This window comes from Pseudonocardia sp. NPDC049154 (assembly GCF_040648315.1).
Classification (GTDB): domain Bacteria; phylum Actinomycetota; class Actinomycetes; order Mycobacteriales; family Pseudonocardiaceae; genus Pseudonocardia.
The window spans coordinates 1-12,474 of sequence record NZ_JBEZDN010000110.1; the positions used below are offsets into that span (position 1 = coordinate 1).

At 71.7% G+C, this 12,474-nt stretch carries 11 protein-coding genes; 8 read left to right on the forward strand and 3 right to left on the reverse strand.

Features of this window, described 5'->3' with window-relative positions:
• Positions 1-1,191, forward strand: a 1,191-nt coding sequence (locus AB0B41_RS33725) for a RecX family transcriptional regulator (protein ID WP_358210605.1), incomplete at its 5' end; no start/stop codon positions are given.
• A gap of 191 nt (positions 1,192-1,382) precedes the next feature.
• On the opposite strand, the gene AB0B41_RS33730 is transcribed toward AB0B41_RS33725, so the two are convergent.
• Positions 1,383-2,387: an iron-siderophore ABC transporter substrate-binding protein gene (locus AB0B41_RS33730; protein WP_358210607.1), complete on the reverse strand. Its 1,005-nt coding sequence runs from the start codon at positions 2,385-2,387 to the stop codon at positions 1,383-1,385.
• 90 nt (positions 2,388-2,477) lie between these two features.
• Positions 2,478-3,257, reverse strand: coding sequence for a PHB depolymerase family esterase (locus AB0B41_RS33735; RefSeq protein WP_358210609.1), 780 nt, complete (start codon positions 3,255-3,257; stop codon positions 2,478-2,480).
• Between the two features lie 60 nt (positions 3,258-3,317).
• On the opposite strand from AB0B41_RS33735, the gene AB0B41_RS33740 reads away from it, so the two are divergent.
• Positions 3,318-4,169, forward strand: a complete 852-nt coding sequence (locus AB0B41_RS33740) for a MurR/RpiR family transcriptional regulator (RefSeq protein WP_358210610.1) — start codon at positions 3,318-3,320, stop codon at positions 4,167-4,169.
• 10 nt (positions 4,170-4,179) lie between these two features.
• On the opposite strand, the gene AB0B41_RS33745 is transcribed toward AB0B41_RS33740, so the two are convergent.
• A complete protein-coding gene (locus AB0B41_RS33745) occupies positions 4,180-5,118 on the reverse strand; it encodes a LysR substrate-binding domain-containing protein (RefSeq protein ID WP_358210612.1) in 939 nt (312 codons plus the stop codon).
• Between the two features lie 88 nt (positions 5,119-5,206).
• Here AB0B41_RS33745 and AB0B41_RS33750 point away from each other — a divergent pair, with 88 nt between their 5' ends.
• The 6 genes from AB0B41_RS33750 (at position 5,207) to AB0B41_RS33775 (ending at position 12,346) form a co-directional block, all read left to right on the forward strand.
• Entirely contained in the window at positions 5,207-5,938 is a 732-nt protein-coding gene (locus AB0B41_RS33750) for a succinate dehydrogenase cytochrome b subunit (RefSeq protein WP_358210614.1), read from the forward strand.
• Between the two features lies 1 nt (position 5,939).
• A complete protein-coding gene (locus AB0B41_RS33755; protein ID WP_358210616.1) occupies positions 5,940-7,883 on the forward strand; it encodes a fumarate reductase/succinate dehydrogenase flavoprotein subunit in 1,944 nt (647 codons plus the stop codon).
• Complete coding sequence (locus tag AB0B41_RS33760) at positions 7,880-8,638, forward strand: succinate dehydrogenase/fumarate reductase iron-sulfur subunit (RefSeq protein ID WP_358210618.1); 759 nt, start codon at positions 7,880-7,882, stop codon at positions 8,636-8,638. The genes AB0B41_RS33755 and AB0B41_RS33760 overlap by 4 nt, the downstream gene beginning before the upstream one ends.
• 224 nt (positions 8,639-8,862) lie before the next feature.
• The gene (locus tag AB0B41_RS33765) at positions 8,863-9,675 is read left to right on the forward strand and encodes a hypothetical protein (protein WP_358210620.1); all 813 of its coding nucleotides are present in this window, start codon (positions 8,863-8,865) and stop codon (positions 9,673-9,675) included.
• A 5-nt stretch (positions 9,676-9,680) separates the two neighbouring features.
• A complete protein-coding gene (locus AB0B41_RS33770; RefSeq protein ID WP_358210622.1) occupies positions 9,681-11,603 on the forward strand; it encodes a fumarate reductase/succinate dehydrogenase flavoprotein subunit in 1,923 nt (640 codons plus the stop codon).
• On the forward strand, positions 11,600-12,346 hold the full coding sequence (locus tag AB0B41_RS33775; protein ID WP_358210624.1) for a succinate dehydrogenase/fumarate reductase iron-sulfur subunit: 747 nt from the start codon (positions 11,600-11,602) through the stop codon (positions 12,344-12,346). The genes AB0B41_RS33770 and AB0B41_RS33775 overlap by 4 nt, the downstream gene beginning before the upstream one ends.
• Positions 12,347-12,474 lie beyond the last annotated feature (128 nt).

Sequence of the window (12,474 nt, forward strand, 5' to 3'; positions counted from 1 at the left end):
GCCCCGGGGCCGCGCGACTCCGGGCCGCGCGACTCCGGGCCGCGCGACTCCGGGCCGCACGACTCCGGGCCGCACGACTCCGGGCCGGGCGATCCTCCCCGGACCGATGCCGGCGCCGTCCGAGCTGCGGAGGCGCGCGGCGGCACCGCCGGACCCGACCCCGATCGGGAACGGCGGATCGGGCTGGTCGACCTCGACGCCCTCGAACCCGGTGCGCCCGTGGCACACGAGGCCGCGGAGCTGAGGGAGCTCGACGCGCCGGCGGAGCAGGCCACGGTCCTCTCCCTCGAGGACCTCCGGATCCGGCGGGCCAGACGCTCGGGCGGTGCCGGCCGCACCGAGGGAGGCCACGGATCCGCGCGGTCGACCGATCGCGAGGCACGGCGGCCCAGCGACGGGGCACGCGGCGTCCGGCGGTCGCGGGGCGGCACGACCGCCGACAGCGGCCGCTCCCACGGCGGCCGCTCGGACAGCAGCCACCCCGACAGCGGCCCGTCCGGCAGCGGCCCATCCCGGAGCGGCCCGTTCGACGAGGACCTGCTCGACAACGGCACCGGCGAGCGCCGCACGGGTCGCCCACGCCGCACCCAGGGCGATCCCGGCGCGGAGAGCCGCGGACGCCGTCGCGGCGCCACGCGCGGAGCCGAGGGCGAGCCGGCCGGGGACACGCGCTCCCCGGAGGAGCAGGAGGCCGCGGCCAAGGAGATCTGCCTGCGCCTGCTCACCGACCGCGCCCGCTCGAAGCACGAGCTCGCCACGAAGCTGGGCCAGAAGGGCGTCGCCGACGAGATCGCGGAGAAGGTCCTCGAGCGGTTCGACGAGGTCGGCCTCATCGACGACCAGGCCTTCGCCGACGCCTGGGTGCGCTCGCGGCACCGCGCCCGCGGTCTCGGGCGGCGAGCGATCGCGCAGGAGCTGCGTCGCAAGGGCGTCGCCAAGGAGGTCGCCGACGAGGCGCTGACCGAGGTCGACGACGCCGCCGAGGAGCAGCGCGCCCGCGAGCTCGTCGACCGGCGGCTGCGCACCCTCACCGTGACCGGCCCCGAGGACCGCCAGAAGGCCGGCCGCCGGCTGCTCGGCATGCTTGCCCGCAAGGGCTACCCGGCGCCGATCGCGTACCGGGTCGTCCGCACCGCCCTCGCCCAGCACGGGGCCGAGGAGGACGAGCTCGGCCCCGCCGACCTCGACTGAGCCGCGGCCGGCCGCCACTGCCCGGGTCCAGGGGCACCCGGCGAAGCGGCGCACCTGGAGCCCAGCAGCATCGGGCCGCCACCGCCCCGGTCCAGGAGCACCCGGCACAGCGGCGCGCCTGGCTCAACGGCGGCCGGGTCGGCAACACCCTGCCCGGGGAACACCCGGCCCAGCTGGACCCGGCCGGCGGCTCAGCCCAGCAGCCGGGTGAGGTCGTCGAGCACCAGGTTCGCGCCGGTCGGGCCCAGGCCCAGGAACCACACGCTGTCGTCGACCTCCTGGGCCCGGCCGCTCTGTACCGCGGGGATGCGGGACCACAGGTCGCCGTTGACCACGGCGTTCTTGCCGGTGGTCTGCGGGTCGCCGTAGCTGGAGTAGAAGATCCGGTCGCCCGCGGCCTGGTCGATGCGCTCCTCCGAGATCTCCGTGGCCAGCTCGTCGATGTCCTGCACCGGCGGCCGTGGGAGGCCGACGTCGTGCAGGATCACGCCGATGAAGGACAGGTTCCCGTAGAGTCGGAGCCGGCCGGGCATGAAGCGGACCAGCGAGATCGTCGGCGGGTCACCGGCCAGCGCGGCGCGCACCTCGTCGGCGCGGCCCTGGTAGGCGTTGAGCAGGTCGACCGCCTTCTGCTCCTCGCCGAGCGCGGCCGCGGCCAGCCGTAGGTTCTCCTTCCACGGGAAGCCGGGCCGGATGCTGAGCACCGTGGGCGCGATGGCCGTGAGCCGGTCGTAGAGCTGGTCCACCCGCAGCTGGCTGCCGAGGATCAGGTCCGGCTTCAACGCCGCGACCGCCTCCAGGTTGAGCGGGTCGAGCGTGCCGAGCCGGCCGGCGCCGCCCACCTTCGGCTCGAGGTAGGCGGGGACCTTCCCGTCCGGGCTGGCCAGGCCGACCGGGGTGACGCCGAGGGCGAGGACGTCGTCGAGCTCGCCGGTGTCCAGCACGACCACGCGGGTCGGCCGGGCCTCGATCCGCGTGGTCCCACGGGCGTGCGTGACCGTGCGGGGGAACACGCCGGGGCCGACGTCGGCGCCCAGGGCGGCGGTGGCAGCGTCGGCCGTGGAGAACCGGGCACCGCCGGTGGCGACCTCGGTGTTGCCGGAACCGGTCGGCGACGGCGCGGGCTGCGCGCACGCCGCGACGAGCCCGAGCAGGAGCACCGGCAGCAGCGCGCGGCGCAGGGCGAAGCGGGACATGGGACCTCTCCGGATGCGGGGGAGGTGGTGGGTGGTGGTGTCAGCCGGGAGGCCGGGTGTCGGGGTAAGGCTGCGGGTGGGGTGGTGGGGTCAGCCGGCGCCCAGCCTCGCGGCGAGAAACCGCTGGACGGCCGGCTGGACCTCGAGACCACGGTGCCCGATGCCGGGCAGCAGCACGAAGTCGACGCCGACCCCGTGCCGTTCGAAGTTGGCCCGCAGGCTCTGCAGGCGGTCGATCCGGGTGGCGCCGCCGGCGTCGACCCCCGGCTCGGCGATCTCGGTGGTGTCGAGGTCGCGGTCGCCGACGACCATCTGCACCGGCACGGTCCGCAGCGTCGGCAGGTCGAGCCGGCGGCCGAAGCGCTCCTCGACGTCGGCGGTGCCGAGCCACCACGGCGTGCCGGGGTCGATGCGGGTGATCCGCCCCGGCGCGCCGACGGAGACCGAGGCCAGCCGCTCCGGGTGCAGCAGGGCGAAGCGGTGCGCGAACTGCCCGCCCCCGGAGAAGCCGTGCAGGTGGAACCGCTCGGTGCGGACGGGGTACCGCAGCGCGATCTCGTCGAGCATCGCGAGCAGCACCAGGTCGTAGCGGGTGCCGCGGAACTCCAGGCGCTTGTAGCCCGAGAGGTCGCCGGGCTCGTCGGCCCCCGCGGGGAACAGCGGTGCCACGACCAGGCAGCCGTGCTCCTCGGCGAACCCGCGGTAGGCGTCGCGGTACCGCTCGGCCATCCGCTGGGTCCCGTGCACGACCACGACCAGGGGCAGCGGGCCGCGCGCGGCCGGGGCGTAGAGGCAGTACGAGAAGCGCCGGTCGGCCTGCGCCGCGAAGAACGGGCTGGGCCCGCGCGCGTCGGTACCCGCCGTCGTCATGTCGTGAACGCTACAGTGAGGCTTCCCGAAGGTGTAGTCAGCACTACAGAAGGCGGTTCGATGCCGGACTCGCTCGAGGCCCGCGTGCGGGCGGTGCGGCTCACCGAGGCCGAGCACCGGGTCGTCGACTACCTGCTCGCGCACCCGCGCCAGGCGATCCTCGCGACGGCCGGGCAGATCGCGGAGGGCGCCGGCACGAGCGACGCGACGGTGGTGCGGACCGCCCGGACGCTCGGCTTCGCGGGTCTGCCGGAGCTGCGGCAGAGCCTCACCGACCGGGTCGTCGGCGCGACGGGGCCGGCGGCGCAGGTCCGGCGGGTGGCCGCGGACTCCTCGGCGGGACTGCTCGAGCGGGTCTTCGCCGAGGCTGCGGAGCGGCTGGCGCGCACGGCTGCGGCCGTCGACGGGGAGGCGTTCGAGGCGGCGGTGGTCTTGCTCGCGGGGGCGGGCGAGGTGGTCGGCTACGGGATCGGCCCGTCGGAGCTGGTCGCGCGGGCGCTCGCGCTGCGGCTGACTCGAATCGGCCGCCGGGCCCGGGCCACGGGCGCGGTCGGTTTCCGGCTGGCCGACGACCTGGTGGGCCTCGGCCCGGACGCGGTGGTGGTGCTCTACCTCCCGGCCCGCCGCACGGTCGACGCGGAGGTGGTGCTCGATCACGTCCGCGCCGTCGGGGCCCGGTCCGTGCTGGTCACCGACGCGTTGGGCCAGGCGTTGCGGGACCGCGCCGACGTCGTGCTCGACGCCGTGCACGGCCTCGGCGACGTGACGGGGGAGGGCCTGACCGCGGCGGTCCTCACGGACGCGTTGTGCCTGGCGGTCGCGGCCCGGGACGAGCGGTCCGTGGTCGCGGCCGACGAGACCCTGACCCGGCTGCGGGCCGCGCTCGGCCGGGACGCCCCGCGCCGGCGGTGAGCGGCCGGACCTACTCCTCCGGCCGGTGCAGCACCTGGACGTCGGCAGAGAGCCCGCCCGTCGCGGCGACCGACCCGATGTAGGTGAGCAGGGTGTCGATGAAGGCCTGAGCGGCGTGGGTGGGTGCGATGTCGGTGCGGCGGGCCAGCGCGACGGTGCGGTAGAGCGGCGGGGTCAGCACGGTGCGGCGCAGCCGCGGGCGTCCGGCGAACACCAGGTCCGGCACCACGGCGACGCCGGTCCCGGCCTCGACCAGCCGGAGCACGGCGTCCATCTCACCACCCTCGACCGCGAACTTGGGCGTGACGCCCGCGACGCGGTAGGCGTCGAGCGTGACCTCGCGCAGGTCGTAGCCCTGCCGCACCATGACCAGCGAGCGCCGGGACAACTCGGTGACCGTCATCGACCCGCGGGACGACGGCGGGCGGCCGGACCGCGGCGAAGCGACCGACAGCCGCTCCCGCAGGAGGGGCAGCGTGTGCAGCGCCGGATCGACACCGGAGGGCGGCACGATGACCAGCGCGACGTCGAGGGCGCCGCGGGCGAGGTCGCGTACCAGCGACTGCGACCCGTTCTCGGCCAGCTCCAGGTGGATCTCCGGATGCCGCTCGTGGAAGAGCCGCAGCACGTCGGCGAGGAGGCCGATGCACATGGAGGGCGTGGCGCCGACCCGCACCCGGCCCGTCCGGAGCCCCACGAGCTCGGCCACCGACGTGCGCGCGGTGTCCATGTCCGCGAGCATGCGACGAGCCAGCGGCAGCACCGCCTCGCCCGCGGGGGTCAGCGTGACGCTCTTCCCGCGGTTGATCAGTGGCGCCCCGAGATCGTCCTCCAACGCCCTGAGCTGCCGGGAGAGTGTGGGCTGCGCTACACCGACGAGATCGGCCGCCCGAGTGAAGCTGCGCACGTCGGCGACCGCAACGAAGTACGCAAGCTGCTGAAGTGTCACATGTATAGCGTACGTGCATAGATCATGCCGACTCCATGCATTGGACGGTCCGACTCCTGAGTAGTGCACTGGCCGCGTGGCGACACAGGTGTCTGACAGGGGCTCGGCGAAGGCCCCGGCAACTTCCGCGGCGGCGGCACCCGCACGGCCCAAGAAGCCGCGCATCCCCGCCGTACTGCTCAAACTCGTGATGGCGTTGACCGGTGCGGTCCTGGTGCTCTACCTGGTCGTGCACATGATCGGCAACCTCCAGATCTTCTGGGGGCAGACCGCGATCAACGACTACGCCGTGTGGCTGCGGACGCTGCTCGAGCCGGTGCTCGGGTGGGAGGGCTTCGTCTGGGTCGTGCGCATCGCGCTCACCGTGTCCGTGATCGGGCACATCTGGGCGGCGACCCTGCTGGCGCTGCGCGCGAAGCGGGCGCGGCCGGTGAAGTACGCGGCCGGCAACAAGGTGAAGGGCAACTACACGACCCGCACCATGCGGTGGGGCGGCGTGATCGTGCTGCTCTTCGTCATCTACCACATCCTCGACCTGACCACGGGCACGCTGAACCCGAACGGCGAGCACCTGGCGGTCTACGAGAACGTCACGGCCGACTTCGCGCCCGAGCGCTGGTACGTGACGCTCTTCTACGTCATCTCGCTGGTGGCGATCTGGCTGCACCTGCGTCACGGTCTGTGGAGCGCGATCCAGACCCTGGGCTGGAACAGCAACCGCCGGGAGAAGACGCTCAAGGCCATCGCGACGGTGTTCACCACCGTGCTGATCGTCGGCTTCCTGATCGTCCCGATCTCCGTCACCTTCGGATGGATCTGATATGAGCTACTCCGACTTCTCGGTCGGCGCTCCCGTCGTCGACAAGGCCGCCCCCGACGGTCCGATCGAGACCCGCTGGGAGCGCCGCAAGTTCGGCGTCAAGCTGGTCAACCCGGCCAACAAGCGCAAGGTCAAGATCATCGTCGTGGGCACCGGCCTCGCCGGCGGCGCCGCGGCGGCGACCCTGGGCGAGGCCGGCTACCAGGTCACCTCGTTCTGCTACCAGGACAGCCCGCGGCGGGCGCACTCGATCGCCGCGCAGGGCGGCATCAACGCGGCGAAGAACTACCGCAACGACGGCGACAGCGTCTACCGGCTCTTCTACGACACCGTGAAGGGCGGCGACTTCCGGGCGCGGGAGTCGAACGTCCACCGGCTCGCCGAGATCAGCCGCCAGATCATCGACCAGTGCGTGGCGCAGGGCGTGCCGTTCGCCCGCGAGTACGGCGGCCTGCTCGACACCCGCTCGTTCGGCGGCGTCCAGGTCTCCCGCACCTTCTACGCCCGCGGCCAGACGGGCCAGCAGCTCCTGCTGGGCGCCTACCAGGCGCTCGAGCGGCAGGTCAACGCCGGCACCGTGACGATGTACCCGCGCCACGAGATGCTCGAGCTGATCGTGGTCGAGGGCCGGGCGCGCGGCGTCGTGGTCCGGGACATGATCACCGGTCGGATCGAGTCGCACCTGGCCGACGCGGTCGTGCTCGCGACCGGCGGCTACGGCAACGTCTTCTACCTCTCGACGAACGCCAAGGGCTGCAACGTCACCGCCTCCTGGCGGGCGCACCGCAAGGGCGCGCTGTTCGCCAACCCGTGCTTCACGCAGATCCACCCGACCTGCATCCCGGTCTCCGGCGACCACCAGTCGAAGCTGACCCTGATGTCGGAGTCGCTGCGCAACGACGGCCGGGTGTGGGTGCCGAAGCAGATCGGCGACACCCGCAGCCCGAAGGAGATCCCGCACGAGGAGCGCGACTACTTCCTCGAGCGCAAGTACCCGAGCTTCGGCAACCTGGTCCCGCGCGACATCGCGTCCCGCGCGGCCAAGGAGGTCTGCGACGAGAAGCGCGGGGTCGGCCCGTCGGGCCTCGGTGTCTACCTGGACTTCGACGACGCCATCCAGCGCCTGGGCCGCAAGGCCGTCGAGGCCAAGTACGGCAACCTCTTCGAGATGTACGAGCGGATCACGGGGGAGAACCCCTACGAGGTCCCGATGCGCATCTTCCCGGCCGTGCACTACACGATGGGCGGGCTGTGGGTCGACTACGACCTGCAGAGCACCATCCCCGGCCTGTACGTCGCGGGCGAGGCGAACTTCTCCGACCACGGCGCCAACCGGCTCGGCGCGTCCGCGCTGATGCAGGGCCTGTCCGACGGCTACTTCGTCCTCCCGGTCACGATCGGCGACTACCTGGCGTCGAACAAGCTGCCGGAGGTCACGCCCGAGTCCCCCGAGGTCGTCGAGGCGGAGAAGGCGGTCGCCGACCGGATCGAGACGCTGCTGTCGATCAACGGCACCCGCACCGTCGACTCGTTCCACCGCGAGCTGGGCCACATCATGTGGGACTACTGCGGCATGGAGCGCACCGAGGACGGCCTGCGGAAGGCCCTCGAGCTGATCCCCGAGCTGCGCCGCGAGTTCTGGAACAACGTGAAGATCCCCGGTACCGGGGCGGAGCTCAACCAGAGCCTGGAGAAGGCCGGCCGCGTGGCCGACTTCCTGGAGCTCGGCGAGCTGATGTGCCTGGACGCCCTGCACCGCAGGGAGTCCTGCGGCGGTCACTTCCGCGGCGAGAGCCAGACCGAGGACGGCGAGGCCCAGCGCGACGACGAGAACTTCTCGTACGCCGCGGCCTGGGAGTACACGGGGCGCGGCTCGGCCCCGGTGCTGCACAAGGAAGAGCTCCTGTTCGAGTACGTCCACCCGACCCAGCGGAGCTACAAGTGAAGGTCAACCTGCGCGTCTGGCGGCAGCGCGACGCCGTCGACAAGGGCCGCATGGTCGAGTACGTCGTCGAGGACGCGAGCGAGGACATGTCGTTCCTCGAGCTGCTCGACGTGCTGAACGAGAAGCTGATCCTGTCGGGCGAGGAGCCCGTCGCGTTCGACCACGACTGCCGCGAGGGCATCTGCGGCTCGTGCAGCATGGTCGTCGACGGCCACCCGCACGGCCCGGAGAAGGCGACCACGGTCTGCCAGCTGCACATGCGGAAGTTCGCCAACGGCTCCACGATCACCGTCGAGCCCTTCCGGGCCGGCGCGTTCCCGGTGATCAAGGACCTGGTCGTCGACCGCGGCGCGTTCGACAAGATCATCCAGGCCGGCGGCTACATCTCCGCCAACACCGGTTCGGCCCCGGAGGCGCACTCCACCCCGGTGCCGAAGGCCAACGCGGACCGCTCGTTCGCCGCGGCGAACTGCATCGGCTGCGGCGCCTGCGTGGCGGCGTGCCCGAACGGCTCGGCCTCGCTGTTCCTCGGCGCCAAGCTGACCCACCTCGGCGAGATGCCGCAGGGCCAGCCGGAGCGCTGGGAGCGCGTGGTCAACATGGTCGAGACGCACGACGACGCCGGCTTCGGCGGCTGCACCAACACCGGTGCATGCGCCACGGCCTGCCCGAAGGAGATCCCGCTCGACGTGATCTCCCAGCTGAACCACGACTACCTCAAGGCGACGGTCGGCGGGCGGCGCAAGAAGGCCTGACCGGCCGCCGGGAGGCGTCCGACAACTCCACACGCACGAGCCCGATTCCCCAGGTGGGGATCGGGCTGGTCGTGCTGCGTGACGACCCGGGCACGCAGTGTGACGTCCGTCTCCCGTACCCATTTGTTCCCCACCTGACACCCTCCGGCTGTGACCCGCGTCGTACGCTCCGTGTGATCCGCACTACAGGCAATGACGCCGGAGAAGACGGGGACAACGACGACGTGTCATCCACCACTGACATCGCCGATCAGCGGGCCGCGGGCCGGGCCCGGATCGCGGCACGGACGCTCCGCACCGACCGCTGGTGGCTCCCACCGTTGCTCAACCTGGTCGGGCTGGGCGCGTGGGTCATCTACGCGACGGTCCGGGCCTTCATGCAGGAGTGGTACTTCGTCGCGGAGTACAACTACCTGACGCCGTTCTACTCACCCTGCGTGTCCTACGGCTGCGTGGAGCAGGCGGCGCACTTCGGCCGGTTCGTGCCGGACGTTCCGTGGCTGCCGTACGCGTTGATCTCGCTGCCGTTCCTGCTGCTGTTCCGGCTGACCTGCTACTACTACCGGAAGGCCTACTACCGGGCCTTCTGGGGCAGCCCGCCCGCCTGTGCGGTGGCGGAGCCGCACGGCAAGTACACGGGCGAGACCCGCTTCCCGCTGATCCTGCAGAACCTGCACCGCTACTTCTTCTACATCGCAGCGCTCATCTCGATCATCAACACGTACGACGCGATCCTGGCGTTCGTCAAGGCGGACGGGAGCTTCGGCCTCGGGCTGGGCAACATCATCCTGGTCGCCAACGTGGTGCTGCTCTGGGCCTACACGGTGTCCTGCCACTCGTGCCGCAGCATCGTCGGCGGCCGGCTGAACCACTTCTCCCGGCACCCGTTGCGCTACAAGGCCTGGACCTTCGTCACGAAGCTCAACGGCAAGCACATGCAGCTGGCGTGGACCACGCTGGCCAGCCTCGCGATCACGGACGCCTACATCATGTGCGTCTCCGCGGGCTGGTTCTCCGACCTGCGGATCGTGGGGTGAACCGGATGACCGACCAGACCGACCGGACCGTCGAGCAGCACACCTACGACGTCGTCGTCATCGGCGCGGGGGGCGCGGGCCTGCGCGCGGCGATCGAGGCGAGACTGCAGGGCAAGCGGGTCGCGATCATCTCGAAGTCGCTGTTCGGCAAGGCGCACACCGTGATGGCCGAGGGCGGCTGCGCGGCGGCGATGGGCAACGCGAACCCCAACGACAACTGGCAGGTCCACTACCGCGACACCATGCGCGGCGGGAAGTTCCTCAACAACTGGCGGATGGCCGAGCTGCACGCCAAGGAGGCGCCGGAGCGCGTCTGGGAGCTGGAGACCTACGGCGCGCTGTTCGACCGCACCAAGGACGGCAAGATCAGCCAGCGCAACTTCGGCGGGCACACCTACCCGCGGCTGGCGCACGTCGGCGACCGCACCGGCCTCGAGCTGATCCGCACGCTGCAGCAGAAGATCGTGTCGCTGCAGCAGGACGACCACAAGGTCACCGGCGACTACGAGTCCCACCTGCGCGTCTTCCACGAGTGCACGATCACCGAGCTGTTCACCACGGACGGCCGGATCGCGGGCTGCTTCGGCTACTTCCGCAACGACGGCCGGTTCGTCCGGTTCGACGCCCCGGCGATCGTGCTCGCCACCGGCGGGGTGGGCAAGAGCTACCAGGTCACGTCGAACTCCTGGGAGTACACCGGCGACGGCCACGCCCTGGCCCTGCGCGCCGGCGCGACGCTGATCAACATGGAGTTCCTGCAGTTCCACCCGACGGGCATGGTCTGGCCGCCGTCGGTGAAGGGCATCCTCGTCACCGAGTCGGTCCGCGGCGACGGCGGCGTGCTCCGGAACTCCGAGGGCAAGCGGTTCATGTTCGAGTACGTCCCGGACGTGTTCAAGGAGCAGTACGCCACCACCGAGGAGGAGGGCGACCGCTGGTACACGGACCCGGACAACAACCGCCGGCCGCCTGAGCTGCTCCCGCGTGACGAGGTCGCGCGGGCGATCAACTCCGAGGTGAAGGCCGGGCGGGGGAGCCCGCACGGCGGGGTGTTCCTCGACATCGCCTCGCGGCTCAAGCCCGAGGAGATCCTCAAGCGGCTGCCGTCGATGCACCACCAGTTCAAGGAGCTGGCCGACGTCGACATCACCAAGGAGCCCATGGAGGTCGGCCCGACCTGTCACTACGTCATGGGCGGGATCGAGGTCGACCCGGACACCGGGATGAGCTCGGTGCCGGGCCTGTTCGCGGCGGGCGAGTGCTCGGGCGGCATGCACGGGTCGAACCGGCTGGGCGGCAACTCGCTGTCCGACCTGCTCGTCTTCGGGCGGCGGTGCGGGCTCGGCGCGGCGGAGTACGCCGACGGCCTCGGGGCGCTGCCGGAGGTCCGGTCCGGCGACGTCGAGGCGGCCGTCGAGCGGGCCCTGCTGCCCTTCTCGACCGCGACGGACGGCGGCGAGAACCCGTTCGTCGTGCAGCTGGAGCTGCAGAAGACCATGCACGAGCTCGTCGGCATCATCCGCAAGGCCGACGAGATGGAGATGGCGCTCAAGAAGCTCGAGGACATCGCGGCCCGCACCCGGACCGTCAGCGTGGAGGGGCACCGGGAGTTCAACCCCGGCTGGCACCTCGCCCTGGACCTGCGCAACATGCTGCTGGTCTCGCTGTGCGTGGGGAAGGCGGCGCTCGAGCGGCAGGAGAGCCGCGGTGGCCACACGCGGGACGACTTCCCGGTCATGGACTCCGACTGGCGGCACGTCCTGCTGGTCTGCCGGGGCCTCGGCGAGGACGACGTGGAGCTGACCCGCAAGGAGCAGACACCGATGCGGCCCGAGCTGTTCGACCTGTTCGAGCTCGACGAACTCAAGAAGTACTACACCGGCGAGGAGCTCGGCGGGCACCGGGCCGGCCAGGGGGAGCGCGCATGAGCCACTGGCACCACTTCAGGGTCTGGCGGGGCGACGCCGACGGCGGCGAGCTCGTCGACTACCCGGTGGAGGTCAACGAGGGCGAGGTCGTCCTCGACATCATCCACCGGCTCCAGCAGACCGAGGCCGGCGATCTCGCCGTGCGGTGGAACTGCAAGGCGGGCAAGTGCGGCTCGTGCTCGGCGGAGATCAACGGCCGGCCGCGGCTGATGTGCATGACGCGCATGTCGACCTTCGCCGACGACGAGGTCGTCACCGTGACCCCACTGCGGACCTTCCCGGTGATCCGGGACCTGGTCACGGACGTCGAGTACAACTACGTCAAGGCCCGCGAGGTGCCCGCGTTCGCCCCGCCCGTCGGCGTGGCGCCCGGCGAGTACCGGATGCAGCAGGTCGACGTGGAGCGGAGCCAGGAGTTCCGCAAGTGCATCGAGTGCTACCTGTGCCAGAACACGTGCCACGCGGTGCGGGACCACGAGGAGAACAAGGCGGTCTTCTCCGGGCCGCGCTACCTCATGCGGATCGCCGAGCTGGACATGCACCCGCTCGACGCCGCCGACCGCCGCGACCTCGCGCAGGAGGACCACGGCCTCGGCTACTGCAACATCACCAAGTGCTGTACCGAGGTCTGCCCCGAGCACATCAAGATCACCGACAACGCGATCATCCCGCTGAAGGAGCGAGTGGTGGACCGCAAGTACGACCCGGTGGTCTGGCTGGGCAACAAGCTGTTCCGCCGCTGACCCGTGAGTGGCAGGTGCTCCTAGAGGGGCACCTGCCACTCACCGCAGCGGGGGGGGGGGGGGTCAACGTGGCCCGCGGCGGGCGGGGGGGGGTGTTGGGGGGGCCCGGTCCCCCGGGGGCGTCGAAC

What these genes read in the sequence shown, in the direction of transcription:
- AB0B41_RS33730 (WP_358210607.1), bottom strand. Translation starts at nt 2,387, where the DNA reads ATGTCCCGCTTCGCCCTGCGCCGCGCGCTGCTGCCGGTGCTCCTGCTC.
- AB0B41_RS33735 (WP_358210609.1), bottom strand. Translation starts at nt 3,257, where the DNA reads ATGACGACGGCGGGTACCGACGCGCGCGGGCCCAGCCCGTTCTTCGCG.
- AB0B41_RS33740 (WP_358210610.1), top strand. Translation starts at nt 3,318, where the DNA reads ATGCCGGACTCGCTCGAGGCCCGCGTGCGGGCGGTGCGGCTCACCGAG.
- AB0B41_RS33755 (WP_358210616.1), top strand. Translation starts at nt 5,940, where the DNA reads ATGAGCTACTCCGACTTCTCGGTCGGCGCTCCCGTCGTCGACAAGGCC.
- AB0B41_RS33770 (WP_358210622.1), top strand. Translation starts at nt 9,681, where the DNA reads ATGACCGACCAGACCGACCGGACCGTCGAGCAGCACACCTACGACGTC.
- AB0B41_RS33775 (WP_358210624.1), top strand. Translation starts at nt 11,600, where the DNA reads ATGAGCCACTGGCACCACTTCAGGGTCTGGCGGGGCGACGCCGACGGC.